Annotated in this window: 13 protein-coding genes; 3 read left to right on the top strand and 10 right to left on the bottom strand. The window is 72.6% G+C overall.

Annotation, left to right across the window (positions count from 1 at the left end):
• Positions 1-48: 48 nt before the first annotated feature.
• Together ACWCPF_RS25025 and ACWCPF_RS25020 are read right to left on the bottom strand one after the other, a co-directional pair.
• Positions 49-462: an FAS1-like dehydratase domain-containing protein gene (locus tag ACWCPF_RS25025; protein ID WP_451047304.1), complete on the bottom strand. Its 414-nt coding sequence runs from the start codon at positions 460-462 to the stop codon at positions 49-51.
• A complete protein-coding gene (locus ACWCPF_RS25020; RefSeq protein ID WP_451047303.1) occupies positions 459-935 on the bottom strand; it encodes an FAS1-like dehydratase domain-containing protein in 477 nt (158 codons plus the stop codon). Before ACWCPF_RS25020 ends, ACWCPF_RS25025 begins: the two co-directional genes overlap by 4 nt.
• A 129-nt stretch (positions 936-1,064) precedes the next feature.
• On the opposite strand from ACWCPF_RS25020, the gene ACWCPF_RS25015 reads away from it, so the two are divergent.
• From ACWCPF_RS25015 to ACWCPF_RS25005, 3 genes are read left to right on the top strand one after another with little or no spacing between them, the layout of a single operon-like run.
• Positions 1,065-1,931: an alpha/beta fold hydrolase gene (locus ACWCPF_RS25015; RefSeq protein ID WP_451047302.1), complete on the top strand. Its 867-nt coding sequence runs from the start codon at positions 1,065-1,067 to the stop codon at positions 1,929-1,931.
• A 17-nt stretch (positions 1,932-1,948) separates the two neighbouring features.
• Positions 1,949-4,240, top strand: coding sequence for a CoA transferase (locus ACWCPF_RS25010; RefSeq protein ID WP_451047301.1), 2,292 nt, complete (start codon positions 1,949-1,951; stop codon positions 4,238-4,240).
• Entirely contained in the window at positions 4,237-5,790 is a 1,554-nt protein-coding gene (locus tag ACWCPF_RS25005) for an AMP-binding protein (protein WP_451047300.1), read from the top strand. The genes ACWCPF_RS25010 and ACWCPF_RS25005 overlap by 4 nt, the downstream gene beginning before the upstream one ends.
• Here ACWCPF_RS25005 and ACWCPF_RS25000 read toward each other — a convergent pair.
• The 8 genes from ACWCPF_RS25000 to ACWCPF_RS24965 all read right to left on the bottom strand — a co-directional run bounded on the left by ACWCPF_RS25000 (position 5,762) and on the right by ACWCPF_RS24965 (position 15,289).
• The gene (locus ACWCPF_RS25000) at positions 5,762-6,556 is read right to left on the bottom strand and encodes an alpha/beta fold hydrolase (protein WP_451047299.1); all 795 of its coding nucleotides are present in this window, start codon (positions 6,554-6,556) and stop codon (positions 5,762-5,764) included. The genes ACWCPF_RS25005 and ACWCPF_RS25000 overlap by 29 nt on opposite strands.
• Before the next feature lie 169 nt (positions 6,557-6,725).
• Positions 6,726-8,828: a dipeptide ABC transporter ATP-binding protein gene (locus ACWCPF_RS24995; protein WP_451047298.1), complete on the bottom strand. Its 2,103-nt coding sequence runs from the start codon at positions 8,826-8,828 to the stop codon at positions 6,726-6,728.
• Entirely contained in the window at positions 8,825-9,694 is an 870-nt protein-coding gene (locus tag ACWCPF_RS24990; protein WP_451047297.1) for an ABC transporter permease, read from the bottom strand. The genes ACWCPF_RS24995 and ACWCPF_RS24990 overlap by 4 nt, the downstream gene beginning before the upstream one ends.
• Entirely contained in the window at positions 9,694-10,644 is a 951-nt protein-coding gene (locus ACWCPF_RS24985) for an ABC transporter permease (protein ID WP_451047296.1), read from the bottom strand. Before ACWCPF_RS24985 ends, ACWCPF_RS24990 begins: the two co-directional genes overlap by 1 nt.
• Positions 10,641-12,206, bottom strand: a complete 1,566-nt coding sequence (locus ACWCPF_RS24980) for an ABC transporter substrate-binding protein (protein WP_451047295.1) — start codon at positions 12,204-12,206, stop codon at positions 10,641-10,643. Before ACWCPF_RS24980 ends, ACWCPF_RS24985 begins: the two co-directional genes overlap by 4 nt.
• Before the next feature lie 73 nt (positions 12,207-12,279).
• A complete protein-coding gene (locus tag ACWCPF_RS24975) occupies positions 12,280-13,212 on the bottom strand; it encodes an NADP-dependent oxidoreductase (protein ID WP_451047294.1) in 933 nt (310 codons plus the stop codon).
• 31 nt (positions 13,213-13,243) lie between these two features.
• Positions 13,244-14,131 (bottom strand): sugar phosphate isomerase/epimerase family protein, encoded by an 888-nt coding sequence (locus ACWCPF_RS24970; RefSeq protein WP_451047293.1) that lies wholly within the window; start codon positions 14,129-14,131, stop codon positions 13,244-13,246.
• A gap of 54 nt (positions 14,132-14,185) precedes the next feature.
• Positions 14,186-15,289, bottom strand: a complete 1,104-nt coding sequence (locus ACWCPF_RS24965) for a Gfo/Idh/MocA family protein (protein WP_451047292.1) — start codon at positions 15,287-15,289, stop codon at positions 14,186-14,188.
• Between the last annotated feature and the right edge of the window lie 111 nt (positions 15,290-15,400).

The following is a 15,400-nucleotide window of genomic DNA, read 5'->3' as shown; positions in this document are numbered from 1 at the left end:
CGGCGCCGCAGCGAACGACGGCACATCGCGGCACTTCCAGCGGATCACTCAGCCCGGCACGACGACCGCATGGCCCCGGCAGCACACCGTGCTGTCGGGGCCGCAGTGTTCGACGAGGTCGAGCGTGACCGTGCCGCTCGCGGCGTCCACCGCCCGCACCTGGCCGGTCACCACGAGCCGGTCCCCGGCGTGCGCGGGCGCCCGGTTCTGCCAGCCGACCTCCAGGACGCGTCCGGCGTCCCCCGCGAACCGCGCCGCCGCGCGATGGAACAGACAGCCGTGCAGCTGCGCCATGACCACCGGCCCGGCCAGCCCCTCCGCGCGCGCGAACTCGCCGTCGTAGTGGATGCGGTGCGCGTTGCGCGTGACCGCGCCGAAGCGGAGCAGGTCGACGGCGCTCGGGGTCAGTTCGACGGCCGGCACCGCCTGCCCCACGGTGACCTGGCGGACAGGAGCCGTCATCGGACGATGAACCTCTCTGTGACCTCGACGAGGGCGCCCCGCTCCGCCGAGTACGTCTTCTCGACCGTCAGCAGCAGGAACCCCGCCCCGCCGCCCTTGCGTTCCACACCGGTGAGGGTCCGGCGCATGCCGATCTCGTCCCCGGGCCGCACCTCGGCCCGGAAGCGCACGTCCTGGCCGCCCGCCATCAGCCGGACGTCGAGTCCGTCAGTGCCGGGCACCTCGTCGCGGTACATGCCGTCGGGCCGGAACTCGGCCGGATCGGCGCCCGGCGCGCCGCGCAGCAGACTCACCGTGTACAGGGGATGCACGCGAAAGCCGGGATGACCGGGATCGACCAGCTGCGGTGCGCTCTCGCCGGCGGCGCGCGCGAACTCCGCGGCGTCCTCGGCCCGTACGACTCCCAGGGACCGCTGCTCCGGGACCCCGATCGCCGCCCGGGCCCTCTGCTCGGCCAGTTCCAACGCCGACATGCGCTGCCTCCCCACTCACGTCACGGGCTGTGCACACTAAGGTCCGCTTCCCGGCGGCGGCCACGGAACCGGACCGTTCAACGGACCGATCCGCTTGGGCGGCGATCACCGCCGCCCCACCATCGGTCCATGGACCTCATGGACATCCAGGCGCCCCCGAAGGGCGCCTACGCGGAAGCGGACGGCGTCGAATACCACTACGTCGAGCTGGGGGAGGGCAGCCCGACCGTGTTCCTGCACGGCGGCGGGCCCGGCTGCACCGGCTGGTCCGACTTCGGGCAGGTGGCCCCGCTGTTCGCCGCCGACCGCCGCTGCCTCCTCGTCGACATCCTGCAGTACGGCAAGTCCGCCAAGCCCGTCATCGAGGGCCCCATGTGGGACTACCACGCCGCGAAGACCGTGGCCCTCCTCGACGCCCTCGGCGTGGAGCGCGCCGACTTCGTGTGCAACTCGTGGGGCGGCACCATCGCGCTCAACCTCGCCGCCAAGTACCCCGAGCGCGTCCGGTCGTTGGTGATCACCGGCAGCATGCCCGTGTTCTACGGCCCGCTCGCGCCCCTCCCCGAGGGCGGCCGCCGCGGCCGCAACGCCCGCGACGTGTACTACGGCGGCACCGGCCCGTCCTGGCAGAAGATGCGCGAGCTGATCGCCCGTCTGGAGTGGTACGACCCGCAGGCCGTCCCCGACGGCACCGTGACCCTGCGTCACGAGCAGAGCCTCGACCCCGAGGAGACCGCCCTCGCCGGCGCCTCCGACAACCCGCGCGGCGACTGGCAGGACCTCACCGCCGAACTCGGCCGCATCCAGGCCCCCACCCTCTTCCTGTGGGGCATGCACGACGCCTTTCTCACCCCCGACTACCCGCTGATGCTGGCCCGTATGATCCCCAAGGGAAACCTCCATGTGATCAGCGAGGCCTCCCACCACCCCCAGGAGGAGCGGCCGTACGACTACCACAGCGTCGTCAGCGGCTTCCTGGACCAGCGGCACCCGTGACCCACAGGGGAGGAAACATGAGCGGACCGGCGCTGCGCGTCGTCGAACTGTCCAGTCCCTTCGTCCGGTTCGCGGGCCGGCTGCTGGTCGGCCTCGGACACGAGGTCGTGCTGGTCGAACCCCCGGACGGCGACCCCACCCGGCGTGAACTCGACGGGGACGCGTTCGCCCACTGGCACGCCGGGAAGCGGTCCGTCGTCGTCGGCTCCCCGCAGGAGCTGCGTCGACTGCTCGACGGCGCGGACGTCCTGCTCGACGGGACGCCGGACGGGGCGCAGGCCCCCGACCACGTGGTGCACGTCCGCGTCACGCCCTTCGGACTCGTCGGGCCGCGCTCCCACTGGCGGGGCACCGACCTGGTGGTGGCGGCGCTGGGCGGCATGCTGGCGCAGGTGGGCGACCCGGACGGGCCGCCGCTGAGGCTGCCCGAGAACCAGGCCGAGCAACTCGCCGGCGTCAACGCGGCGATCGCCGCCCTCCTCGGCGTCCGCGCCCGCCGCCGGGGCCCCGGCCAGCTCATCGACGTCTCCGCGCAAGCCTGCGTCGCCGCCGCCCTGGAGGCGGGCACGCTGGCCTATCTGCACGAGGACCGGGTGCCGCCCCGGCCGGGAGCCGTGCACCCGCTCGTGCCGCACGGGCTGTTCCGCGCCGCCGACGGCCACCTGGGCGGCGGGCTCGGCGGCAGCCCCCGCATGTGGGACGCGCTGCTTCAGTGGCTGCGCGAGGAGGGCGCCGAGGCCGATCTCGGCGAGCCCCGCTGGCAGGACCCGGTCGAACGCAAGACACACCAGGAGCATGTCTTCAAGGTCGTCCAGGACTTCGCGGGCGCGTGGCCGAAGGCCGAGTTCGCCGAGGCCGCCCAGGCCAGGAAACTGCCCTGGGCCGCCGTGGACCTGCCCTCCGAACTGCCGGACAACCCGCAGCTCACGGCGCGCGGCTTCTTCACCCGGGTGGCCGGGCGCACCGACGTCGGCTTCCCCTTCGCGTTCCCGGAGGGCCGCCGCACGCAGGAACTGGACGTCCCCGCCCTCGACGCCGACCGCGCCCTCCTCGACACCTCCCGCCCGGCGCCCCGGACCGTCGCCGCGCAGGATGCCGGGCGCCCCGCGCTGGACGGCGTCCGCGTCCTCGACCTGACCTGGGTGCTCGCGGGCCCCTACTGCACGAAGATCCTCGCCGACCACGGCGCCGAGGTCATCAAGGTCGAGTCGGCGGGCCGCCCCGACCCCACCCGGTTCGCCCCCTTCATGCACCTCTCCCGGGGCCCGCACACGGACCCGAACACCAGCGGCTACTTCAACGACGTCAACCGCAACAAACGCAGCATCACGCTGGACACCCGCTCCGCGGACGGCCTCGCCGTGCTGCGCGACCTCATCGCGTCCTGCGACGTCCTCGTGGAGAACTTCAGCTCCACCGTCATGACCCGGATGGGCCTCGGCCACGAGGAGCTCGCCCGGATCAACCCCCGCATCGTCTACGTCAGCATGTCGGGCATGGGGCACACCGGCCCCCGCAACGGCTGGGTGTCGTACGCCGACACGGTCTCGGCCGCGTCCGGACTGACCGGGCTGACCGGCTGGGGTCCGCAGGACGTGGTCGGCGTGATCTACGGCCACGGCGACATCGTCGCCGGACTCCAGGCCGCACTCGCGACCATCGCCGCCCTGGAGCACCGGGAGGAGACCGGACGCGGGCAGCACATCGACCTGTCCCAACTCGAGGCGATCGCCGCGCACATGGGCACCAGCCTGCTCACCGGCACCCCCTCGGCGCCGAGGGGCAACACCCACCCCGAGTGGAGCCCGCAGGGCGTGTACCGGTGTCTCGGCGCGGACCGCTGGCTCGCTGTCAGCGTGCGGTCGGACCCCGAGTGGGCGGCGCTGTGCGAGGTCGTCGGCCGCCCCGATCTCGCCGCCGACGAGCGGACCCGGACGGCGTGGGCGCGTCGACGCGCGAGCGCCCTCGTCGACGAAGCGCTCGGGGGCTGGGCGCGGACGATGCCGGCCGACCTCGCCGCCGAACTCCTCCAGGAGGTCGGCGTCCCGGCCGGAGCCGTGCAGGACGGGCGGGAACTCGTCGAGCACGACCCGCAGTTGCGGGCGCGCGGCTTCTACGTCCGCCGGGAGCACCCGGCCGCGGGGGCCTTCCTGCACGAGGGAGTGCCGATCCGGCTCACCCGCACCCCCGGGGCCGTCCGCGAGCCCGCACCCCTGCTCGGCGCCGACACCGATGACGTACTGCGGGAGGTGGCGGGGTACTCGCCGGAGCGGATCGGGCGGTTGCGGGACGCCGGGGCGCTGCGGTGATCCGGGCGCATTCCGTCCCCGGGCTGCTGGAGGCGGCCGCCGAGGAGTTCGGGGACCGGGTCCTCCTGCGGGTGGGCGAGGTGACGCGCACCTACCGGGAGACCCGCCGGGCCGCCGCCGCGACGGCAGGAGCGCTCGCGGCCCGCGGCTGCCGGCCCGGGGACCGCGTCGCCGCCATGACCGGCAACCGGATCGAGCTCGTCGACCTGATCCTCGGCACCGCGTGGCTCGGCGCGGTCCTCGTCCCGCTCAACACCGGCCTGCGCGGCCCCGGCCTGCGGCATGTGCTGGACGCCGCCGAGCCCGCGTTCCTGCTGGCGGAGCCCGAGCCGGCCGCCCGCGTCGTCGAGGCCGGCTACCGGGGAACGCTGTGGATCACCGACGGCACCGACGGAACGGACGGAACCGGCGCCGTTCCCACGCCCGAGGAGGGCGCGCCGGAGCTCCCGCCCGCCCGGGTCCGCGCCGAGGACACCGCCTTCGTCCTGTTCACCTCGGGCACCACCGGCGCCTCGCGGGGCGTGCGCTGCCCGCACGCCCAGTTCTCCTGGTGGGGCCGCAACGTCGCCGACTCCCTGCGGCTGACCGCCGACGACGTCCTGCACACCTGTCTGCCCCTGTTCCACACCAACGCCCTGAACGCGCTGGCCCAGGCCATGACCGTGGGCGCCGCCTACTCGCTCGCGCCGCGCTTCTCGGCCTCCCGGTACTGGACCCAGGTCGCGCACGCCGAGGCGACCGTCGTCTATCTGCTCGGCGCGATGGTCCCCATGCTGCTCGCCCAGCCCCCCGGCCCCCACGACCGCGCCCACCGCGTGTGGCGCGGCCTCTCACCGGCCACTCCCGGCCCCGCCTGGCAGCCGTTCCGGGAGCGCTTCGGCGTCACCCTCGTCGACGGATTCGGCTCCACCGAGACCAACCTCGTCATCGGATCCACCCCCGAGGAACAGCGGCCCGGCCGCCTCGGCACCGTCCGCGACGGGTTCTCGGTGCGGGTCGTCGACGAGCTGCTCGCCCCGGTCCCCGACGGCGCCCCCGGCGAACTCGTCGTCCGCAGCCACCAGCCGTTCGCCTTCGCCACCGGCTACCTCGGCGACGCCGAGAGCCCGGCCCCGGACGACTGGCGGCGCACCGGGGACCGCGTGGTCCGGGACCCGGACGGCTCGTTCCGGTTCGTCGACCGGATCAAGGACGTCATCCGCCGGCGCGGCGAGAACATCTCCTCGCAGGAGGTGGAGTCCGCCGTCCGCGCCCACCCCGCGGTCGCCGACGCCGCCGCCTTCCCGGTCGCCTCGGAGCTGGCCGAGGACGAGGTCATGGTCGCGGTCGTCCTGTGCCCGGACCGCACGCTCGACCCCCACGACCTCGTACGGCACTGCGAGCGCGAGCTGCCGCCGTTCGCCGTGCCCCGCCACATCGACGTGGTGGCGGAGCTGCCGCTCACCGAGACCGGCAAGGTCCGCAAGGCGGAGCTGCGCGCCCGGGGCATCACGGCGACGACCTGGGACCGTACGGCCCGGCTCAGCCCTTCGCCACCCACGCGCCGATGACCTCGGCGAACTCCCGCGGAAGCTGCTCCGGCACCGGTACGTGACCGCCGGACAGCACCTGGGTCTCCCAGCCGAGCGCCGCGAACTTCTCCAGCGCGGGCAGCGAGTAGTGGTCGCCCGGCGCGCACACCGCGAGGGCGCGGGCCGTGACGTACGGCAGCCGCTCCTCCATCCGGTACCGGGTCACCGCCAGATGGCCCTCCTCCACCCGGTCCAGGACCGTGAGCGCGTCCACCATGAACCGGTGCAGCGCGGCCTCCTCGCCCGGCTCGTAGAAGCCGCGGCGCCGGTTCCACAGCTCCAGCAGGTGCGAGCCGTCGGCCCTGGGGTCGACGTGGTCGACCGGCTTGCGCGTCGCGGCCCGGCCGCGCCGCTCCTCGTCGACGAAGGGCGTGCCGGACAGCAGCAGGCCGGCCACCCGGTCCTGGAGCCGGGCTGCGACCTCCACCGCGACCACCCCGCCGGTGTGATGGCCCACCAGGTGGAAACGCTCCAGTTCGAGCGCGTCGACGAGCGCGAGCACACCGTCGGCGAACCGTTCCACGGAGTGCGGCCCGGCGGGCTTCGCGGAGGCCCCGAAGCCCAGGGTGTCCATGGCGATCGCCCGCTGCCCGGCGGCTCCGACCAGCGGCAGCACGTCCAGGTACTCGGTCCAGGAGCGCGGCGTCTGGTGGAGCAGCAGCACGGGCTCGCCGGCGCCGCATTCGACGTAGTGCAACTGCCCGAAGGGACTGGGGACATAGCCGCGCCGCAGGTCGTGCGTCATGGTGACCTTCTTTCGTACGGGGAAGAGCGGACCGCACGACCACTGTGGTGAGCGGCGCGGCGGCGCACCAGGCCGGCGGTCCGGTCTGCGGACCCGTCGAGGCCTCCGGAATCCGGGGGACTCCAGAGGCCTCGACCTGCCCAGTGCTCTTCATGACCCGATCGGGGCCTCAAGCGGTGACCGCTTCGCCGGCGAAGTGACAGGCGGCCCGTCCGCCGGCCGCCGTTTCGGAGAGCTGCGGGTCGCTCTCCACGCAGATCGTGCGCTCCGGGTGGGCCAGCGGGCCGATCGGGCACCGGGTCCGGAACCGGCAGCCGGAGGGCGGGTTCGCCGGGCTCGGCAGATCGCCGCGCAGCACGATGCGCTCCCGCGCGGGCGCCGCCGCGCTCGCCACCGGCGACGACGACAACAGGGCCGCGGTGTAAGGGTGCTGGGGGTTGCCGTACACGTCGGCGACCTCGCCGTACTCGACGATCCGGCCGAGGTACATCACCGCGACGGTGTCGCTGAGGTGGCGTACGACGGACAGGTCGTGCGCGATGAACAGGTAGCCGAGGCCCAGTTCGTTCTGCAGCTGCTGCAGCAGGTTGATGATCTGGGCCTGGACCGACATGTCCAGTGCGGAGACCGGTTCGTCGAGGACCAGCGTGCGCGGCCGGCGGGCCAGCGCCCGCGCGATGCCGATGCGCTGGCGCTGCCCGCCCGAGAAGGCGTGCGGGTAGCGGTCGAGGAGTTCGGGACGCAGCCCCACCTGCTCCATCAACAAGCGTGCCTCCGCTTCGAGTTCCCGGCCGCCGATGCCGCGGAAACCGAGCGCCTCGGCGAGGGACTGCCGGACGGTGCGCCGGGGGTTCAGGGAGGCGTAGGGATCCTGGAACACGTACTGCACCGAGGACCGGACCCGTTTGAGGTCCTCCTCGCGCATCGCGCTCACCTCGGTTCCGTCGACGAACACCGATCCGCCGGCGATCGGGTTGATCCCGACGATGCCCCGCGACAGCGTCGACTTGCCGCAGCCGCTCTCCCCGACGAGCCCGACGGTGCGGCCCGCCCGCACGGACAGGCTCACCGAGTCGACGGCGTACACCGGGGGTTCGCGGTGGAACAGTCCGCGCCGCCGCGATCCGACGTCGACCCTGAGGTCGCGGACCTCCAGCACGGGGGTGTCCGGCACGGGAGCGGGCCGCACCGGCGGTACGGGCGCCGGCGCCTCGGTCCGGCCCCGGCCCGTGCTGACGTCGACGCCCCGCTGGGCCGCGAAGCAGGCCGAGGTCTGTCCGCTGTCCCCGATCTCCAGCAGCTCCGGCCGGGCGTGCGTGCAGTCGTCCTCGGTGAACGGGCAGCGCGGGGCGAACGCGCAGCCGGGCGGGAGGGCGGCCGGGTCGGGCGGGGTGCCGGGGATCGCCGGCAGCGGCCGGCCGGCCAGGTCGTCGTCCAGGCGCGGCATGGCTTCGAGCAGCGCCGCCGTGTAGGGGTGGCGCGGGTGGTTGAAGACCTGCTCGACGGTGCCCTTCTCGACCGTGCGCCCGCTGTACATCACGACGACGTCCGTGCACAGTTCGGCGACCACGCCCATGTCGTGGGTGATGATCGCGACGGCGATGCCGAGTTCGGTGCGCAGCCGGGCGAGCAGCCGCAGGATCTGCGCCTGGATCGTGACGTCGAGGGCCGTCGTCGGCTCGTCGGCGATGAGCAGCGCCGGATCGTTGGCCAGCGCGATCGCGATGACGACGCGCTGGCGCATGCCGCCGGAGAACTGGTGCGGGTACTGGTCGATCTTCGCCGGCACGTCGGGGATGCCGACCTGTTCCAGGAGCTCGACGGCCCGCGCACGTGCGGTCTTCTTGTCGACGCCGTGGACGGTCATCGCCTCGACGATCTGGTCGCCGACCTTCATGACCGGGTTGAGCGCGGCCTGCGGGTCCTGGAAGACCATCGCGACCCTGCTGCCGCGGCGCCGCCGCATCTCGCGTTCGGGCAGCGCGAGCAGGTCCTCGCCGTCGAACCGCACACTGCCCGCGACGACTTCGCCCGGCGGGCGCAGCATCCGCATGATCGAGCGCGCCGTGACGGACTTGCCCGAGCCGGACTCGCCGACGATGCCCAGGACGTCGCCCGGGTAGATGTCGAAGCTGACGTCGTCGACGGCTTTGACGCCGCCGCTCCGGAGCTTGAACTCCGTGCCCAGGCCCTGGACGCGCAGCAGCGGGACGGCCCGGTCGGCGCCGGCGGCCGACGGTTCGGCCAGGGGGGAGTTGGTCGTCGGGGTCATCGGCGATTCACCGCCTCGTTGAGTGCGTCCGACATCAGGCTGACGCCCACCGCGAGCAGCAGGAGCAGCGCCGCGGGGCCGATGATGTAGGTGGGTGACTGGGTCACGAACCGCAGTCCGTTGTTGAGCAGTACGCCGAGCGACGGCGTGGGGGGCTGCACGCCGAGGCCGACGATGGACAGGCCGGCCTCGATGTAGACGCCGACGACCATCCACACGGCGCCCTGCACGACGATGGCGTCCATGGCGTTCGGCAGCACATGCCGGACGACGAGTTTCGGGCGCGAGACGCCGAGCACCCGGGCGGCGAGGACGTACTCCTTGTCCTGCTGGCTGAGCCAGGCGCCGCGGGCCAGGCGTCCCGCGCTGGGCAGTCCGCCGATCAGGATGGTGAGGAACAGCGCGAACCAGCCGGCGCCGAGGATGGCCACCAGGCAGACGCCGAGGATCAGCCCGGGAAAGCCGATGACCACGTCCAGCAGCCGCTGCACGCCCGCGCCCAGCCATCCGGACAGCGCGCCGGCCAGACCGAGCAGGGTGCCGATCGCCATGCTGAGCGGCACCGCGCTGAGGATGAGGCTCAGGTCGACGCGCAGCCCGTAGACGCTGCGGACGAAGATGTCGCGGCCGAACTCGTCGGTGCCGAAGAGGTGCTGGGCCGACGGGCCGGCGAAGGTGGTGGCCCCCTGCTGGTCGTAGCCGCCCGGGAAGAGGAGCGGAGCGAGCAGCGCGGCGAGTGTCATGACCAGGAGGATCGTCAGGCCGACGATGCCCCGCGGGGTGCGGAAGGCCGACAGATAGCGGCCCAGCGTCGGGTTCAGCCGCCGGCGCGTGGCCAGCGGCGCCGACAGGGGTACGTCCGTCATCACTGATCTCCCAGCCTGATCTTCGGGTCGAGCGCCGCCAGGACCAGCTCGGTGGCGATCTGGCAGAGCACGGCCACGCAGACCACACCGAGGATCAGCACCTGGAGGACGGTGAAGTCGCGCGACGTCACGCTGGAGACGGCGAGCTGGCCGAGGCCGTTGCGGTTGAAGACCGACTCGATGACGACGGCGCCGGCGAGCAGCGTGCCGATCTCCAGGCCGATCGCGACGACCGCCGTGCCGAAGCTGTTGCGCAGCACGTGGCGCAGGGTGATCCGCCGCGGCGAGGCCCCCTTGGACAGGGCCAGATCCACGTAGTCCTCGTTGCGGACCCGGACCATCTCCGTCTGCAGCAGCCGGGCCAGGGCCCCCGCCGCCGGCAGCGCGAGGGCCACCGCCGGCAGGACCAGGTACTGGATGCCGATCGCGGGATCGTCCAGCACGCTCACCTCGCCGCTCACCGGCAGCCAGCGGTGGTAGACGCCGAAGACGAGGATCATCGCGAGTGCCGTCAGGAACGACGGCACGGCGACGAGGATGCTGTTGCCCAGGTCCAGGCCGACCCGCGCCCACCAGCGCCGGGTCGAGCCGGCCAGGACGCCCAGCGTCGTCCCGATCACGGCGACGAGCAGGGTGGCGAACACGGCCAGCTCCACGGTGCTCTCCAGCCGGTCGCCGATGAGGCTCGCGACGCTGCGGTGCAGCAGGTAGGAGTCGCCCAGGTCGCCGCGGAACAGTCCGGAGATCCACTCCCAGTACTGCACGAACGGCGACCGGTCCAGCCCCAGCTCCTTGCGGATGGCGGCGATGTTCTCGGCCGTCGGGTCCGCGCCGGCGAGGGTGACGGCGACGTCACCCGGGGCGAGCCGGGGCAGGGCGAAGGCGACGATCGAGCTGGCGAAGAGCACGAACATCACCGACGGCACCTTGCGGATCAAGTACCGGATCATTTCGACAACCACGCCTCACCGAGGTCGAGGAAACCCGTCCGGGTGGCCTCGATGCCGCCGACGGCCTCCGCCCGGACCGTCATCGTCGGGCGGGTGATCAGCGGGAGCGCGAACGCCTGGTCGAGGAGGTACGCGTTGTAGTCGTGCACCGCGCTCTTCTGGGCGTCGGCCGAGGTCGCGGCGGTGACCTTCTGGACCAGCGCCGAGTACTGCGGGCTCTGGAACTTCAGCAGGTTGTTGCTCGCGAGGAACTCGGGCCGGCTGACGACCTGGGTCGCGGGCGACAGGGCGTTGCTGTTCATCATCAGGACTGCGGGAGTGCCCATGTTCCGCTTGGCGATCCGCTCGTCGTACTCGGTCGCGCTGAGCAGGACGGGCTCGGCGGTCAGGCCGACGGCCGCGAGGTTGTTCTTGACGATCTGGAAGATGCCGGTGGCCTCGGGGGTGTTGAGCGTGACGACGTCGAACGACGCGTTCTTCACCCCGGCCTGGGCGAGCAACTGCTTGGCCTTGTCCGGCTGGTAGGTGTAGTGCTTCGACTGGGCGGCGTCGTAGCCGACGGTGGAGGTCCGCCACGGCAGGTCCGTGGCCTGTGCCTGCCCGCCCTCGACCTGCTTCACGATGCGGTCGCGGTCGATCGCGTACTGGACCGCCTGGCGCACGGTCTTGTCGTCGAAGGGCGCCTTCGTCACGTCGAGGGCGAGGGGGATCGCCGATCCGCCCGAGGTCACCAGGGCGTAGCCCGGCTGCTTGCTCAGGCTGCGCGCGTCGAGGGCGGGGATGCCGACGCCGTACTGGACGCGACCGCTGCGGATCGCCGACACGATGGCGGTCGGGTCGTTGATGATGTTGATCTCGATCTTGTCGAGATGCGTTTTCTTGGCGTCGCGGTACTTCGCGTACTTGGTGAGCTCGACCTTGCCGCCGGGCGTCCACGACTTCCAGGCGAAGCGGCCGGTGCCGTCGACGACCTTGCCGGCTCCGTAGCCGGCGTAGGTGTCGGGGTTGACGATCGGCATCGTCTCGAAGAGGTCGAAGATGTTCGGCGTCGACTTGGAGAAGGTGAGCTTGAGCTGGTGCTCGCCTTCCGTCTGTATCGACTTGATCTGGGCGGCGATCGCCTGGTTGGCCGCGCCCGTCGCCGGGTCCTGGACCTTCTTCAGGGTGAAGACGACGTCGCCGGCCGTCAGCTTGCGGCCGCTGTGGAACGTGACGTCGTCGCGGAGCGTGATGTCTATGCTCTTCGCGTCGGCGGCGAGCTGCCACGACTTGGCGAGGACGCCGGTGGGCGTGCCGGTCTTGGTGCCGATGAGCGTCAGCGTCTCGAAGACCTGGTACTCGGAGAGCAGGTTGCCGAACGAGGTCTTGAGGAAGCCTCCGGGGTCGACGTCGCTGGTCTGGGCGACGACGAGGGTGCCTCCGTCGCGCACCGGGCCGGTGGACGCGGAGGTCCCGGCGACGGGCTCGGCGGCGGCGCTGCACGCGGCCGAGGTGAGCAGGGCCGCGCCCACGGCCACGGACGCTGTCAGTCTGCGGTGTCTGACTGGCTTGGAGAGAGACATCGGTGCTCCTTGAGGGAGGGGAGTCGGGGGAAGTTCGGATGAGGAGGGTCGGCCGGGGGGCGGTCGCCGCATGTCAGTGATCACCGCGCAGATCGAGCGCGACCTTGCCCCAGGGGTGGCCGGACTCGACTTCGCGCAGGGCGGCCTCGGCGTCCTCGAAGCGGAAGACGTCGCGGACCTGGGGATCGAGCCGTCCGTCCGCCACCCGCCGGGCGAGTTCGGCGAGCGTCTCGGTGCTGCTCTCGCGCTTCAGCGGGCGGGCGCCGAACCGGGCCGCCGTCTCGGGGTCGGCGACCGTGAGGATCCGGCAGCCGGAGTGGATCGCCGACGAGACGCTCCGGAGTGCGTCCCCGCCCACGAGGTCGAGGACGGTGTCGACTCCGTGCGGCAGGGCCGTCCGCAGCTGTTCGCCGAAGGCGGGGCCGTCGTAGGCGATCGTCGTGGCGCCCAGCGACTCGACGAACTCCCGTTTGGCCGCGGCGGCGGTTCCGAGGACGGACACTCCGGTGTCCCGGGCGAGCTGCGCGGCCGCCACGCCGACGCCGCCGCCGATGCCGAGGATCAGCAGGCTCTCGCCGGCCTTCGGAGCGAGCTGCCCGATCCCGTCGTAGGCGGTTCCGACCGCCACCGGCAGCACGGCGGCGTCGGTCCAGGAGACCTCGGCGGGCTTCGGCGCCGTCTGGCTCGCGGTCAGGAGCGCGAAGCGCGCGTAGCCGCCGCAGCCCCGGGCGCTGGTGCCGAACACCGGGTCGCCGACGGCGAACGCGTCGACCCCGTCGCCGAGTCGGACGACCACGCCCGCGACCTCACGCCCGAGCACGGCCGGCAGGTCGAGGTGCAGGAAGGCGCGGTGCAGACCGGCCCGGACCTTCCAGTCCACCGGGTTGACCCCGGCCGCACGCACCTCGACGAGGAGCTCGCCGGGCCCCGGCACGGGCTCGGGCAGTTCGAGGAAACGTTGCACCTCCGGTCCGCCGTATGCGGTGAATCCATATGCTGTGGGCACTTCGAGCCTCCGACTCGGGCCGACGGAACGGTCAGTGCTGCTGCCGGGCCCATGCGCCGCAGAGCCGCACGCTCTCCTCGGGGGTCGCCTGGGCGCCCTTGTCGACCTCGATGACGAGCCAGCCGTCGAAGCTGTCGGGGAGCGCGGCGAGGGTGGCGGGGATGTCCACGGAGGCGTGGCCGGGCTCGGCCCACAGGCCGGCGAGGACGGTCTGCTGGTAGGTCCAGCCCTCGGCCCTGCCGCGCTCGGCGATGTCGGCGTGGAAGTCCTTGACGTGCATCGCGGCGATCCGCTCCCCGTACTCGCGGATCAGGCCGATGACATCGGCGCCGGCCCAGCCGAGATGGCCGATGTCCGGGCCGAAGGACAGGACGTCCGCCGGAATGGTGTCGAGGATGAAGCGGGTTTCCGCCTCGGTCTCCGCCCACGTGCCGATGTGCGGGTGGAACGCGGCGGTGACGCCGTTGGCCTTGGTGGTCTCGCCCATCCTGGCGAACACGTCCCGGACCCGTTCCAGCCGTTCGGGAGTGCCGTCCGTGCCCACCGCCGGGCGGTGCACGCGCGGGGCCTCCTTGTTCATGCCGGTGGCCACGAAGACGGTGGGCAGGCCCAGCTCGGCCATCTGCGCGCTGATCCGGTCGGTCTTGTCGAGCAGTTCCCGCAGGCTCGCCTCGTCCTCGGGCAGCGGGCCGGAGATGTAGCCGGGGGCGGGCAGCAGACCGTGGTCGGCGAGGAGCGCGCCGTACTCGGCCGTGGTCAGGTCCGCCGGGACCTCGGCGTGCACGGAGCGGATGCCCGACTCCTTGATGACCTTGAGGCGTTCGGCGAGCGGCGGGGCGAGAGCGGGGTCGATCCAGCCGTCGTCGGTGGCGATCCACTGGAGGGGGTTGATCGCGATCTTCTCGGGGCTGATGGTCATGAAGGGCCTTTCATGGAAGGTGAGGGAGGGAGAACGCTGAGGGAGGGGGAACGGTCAGGCGGAGAAGCGGGGCTCAGGACGTGCGCAGCTGCTCTCCAGCCGCACCGTCCGTTGCGACCGGGACGCGTCCTCCACCGCGCACAGCGCTTCGAGGACGTGGAAGGCGAAGGAGGCGTCGGCGCGGTGCGGGCCGCCCTCGACCGCGGTCGCCAGATCGCGCACGCCCAGCCCGCGGCGGGCCTGTTCGCGGGTGCCGACGGCGCCGAACAGCTCGACGGCCGGCTCCAGCGTCGTCCACTCGCCGTCGCCGTGCCGCCGCAGGCGCACGTCCCCGTCGAAGTGGTTCGGGTTGGGCAGCGAGAGCGTGCCCTCGGTGCCGTAGATCTCCATGGCGGGCAGGTCGGTGTCCCAGACGTCGAAGCTCATCTGGGTCGTGCCGATGACGCCCGAGTCGAAGGTGAGCACGGCGGCGGCATGGGTGGGCACGGTGACGTCGATGGCGTCGACGGTCCGCTCGGGCGCGGTGACGGTCCGCCGGGGCGCGCCGATCCGGGTGGCCGCCCCGACCGAGCGGATCGGGCCCAGGGCGTTGACGAGGATCGCGAAGTAGTACGGGCCCATGTCCATCACCGGGCCGCCGCCCTCCTGGAACAGGAAGGTCGGGTTCGGGTGCCAGGTCTCGGCCTTGCTGTGGCCGATGAACGCGGAGGCGCCGATCGGGGCGCCGATCGCCCCCGAGTCGATCGCCTTGCGCAGGGTCTGGCTCGCGCTGCCGAGGAACGTGTCCGGCGCGGAGCCCAGCAGGCGGCCGGTGCGGGCCGCCGCCGCCAGGACGGTCCGGCCCTCTTCGACGGTGGTGCCCAGGGGCTTCTCGACGTAGACGTGCTTGCCGGCTTCCAGCGCGGCGACGACGGTGCGTGCGTGGTGCACCGGGGGAGTGAGGTTGACGAGGATCTCCACCGAGTCGTCGGCGTAGAGCTCCGCATCGTCGCCCCAGGCCGGTATGCCGTGCTCGGCGGCGGCCTCCTTGGCCCGCGCTACGTCGATGTCACCGACGCGCACGATCTGCAGCTCTGGGTGGCGGGCCAGGCCGGTCACATAGCGGCCGAAGATGTTGCCGGTGCCCAGGATGCCGATGCGATGCGTCTGCTTGGCCATGCGGTGGTTCCTCTCCGAAAGAGCGATATGCGGTGCGGATGGAGGGATGCCTCAGGGGCGATCGAGGGAGCTCTGGTGCGGGATCGGGGTGCGGGAGCGAACCGGTCGCCG

The organism is Streptomyces sp. NPDC001858 (assembly GCF_053594615.1).
This window is presented reverse-complemented; position numbering and strand designations above follow the sequence as displayed.

Bases quoted from the DNA above. Each gene is read 5' to 3' on its own strand.
- ACWCPF_RS25025 (WP_451047304.1), bottom strand. From the start codon at position 462: ATGACGGCTCCTGTCCGCCAGGTCACCGTGGGGCAGGCGGTGCCGGCC.
- ACWCPF_RS25020 (WP_451047303.1), bottom strand. From the start codon at position 935: ATGTCGGCGTTGGAACTGGCCGAGCAGAGGGCCCGGGCGGCGATCGGG.
- ACWCPF_RS25015 (WP_451047302.1), top strand. From the start codon at position 1,065: ATGGACCTCATGGACATCCAGGCGCCCCCGAAGGGCGCCTACGCGGAA.
- ACWCPF_RS25010 (WP_451047301.1), top strand. From the start codon at position 1,949: ATGAGCGGACCGGCGCTGCGCGTCGTCGAACTGTCCAGTCCCTTCGTC.
- ACWCPF_RS25000 (WP_451047299.1), bottom strand. From the start codon at position 6,556: ATGACGCACGACCTGCGGCGCGGCTATGTCCCCAGTCCCTTCGGGCAG.
- ACWCPF_RS24995 (WP_451047298.1), bottom strand. From the start codon at position 8,828: ATGACCCCGACGACCAACTCCCCCCTGGCCGAACCGTCGGCCGCCGGC.
- ACWCPF_RS24990 (WP_451047297.1), bottom strand. From the start codon at position 9,694: ATGACGGACGTACCCCTGTCGGCGCCGCTGGCCACGCGCCGGCGGCTG.
- ACWCPF_RS24985 (WP_451047296.1), bottom strand. From the start codon at position 10,644: ATGATCCGGTACTTGATCCGCAAGGTGCCGTCGGTGATGTTCGTGCTC.
- ACWCPF_RS24980 (WP_451047295.1), bottom strand. From the start codon at position 12,206: ATGTCTCTCTCCAAGCCAGTCAGACACCGCAGACTGACAGCGTCCGTG.
- ACWCPF_RS24970 (WP_451047293.1), bottom strand. From the start codon at position 14,131: ATGACCATCAGCCCCGAGAAGATCGCGATCAACCCCCTCCAGTGGATC.
- ACWCPF_RS24965 (WP_451047292.1), bottom strand. From the start codon at position 15,289: ATGGCCAAGCAGACGCATCGCATCGGCATCCTGGGCACCGGCAACATC.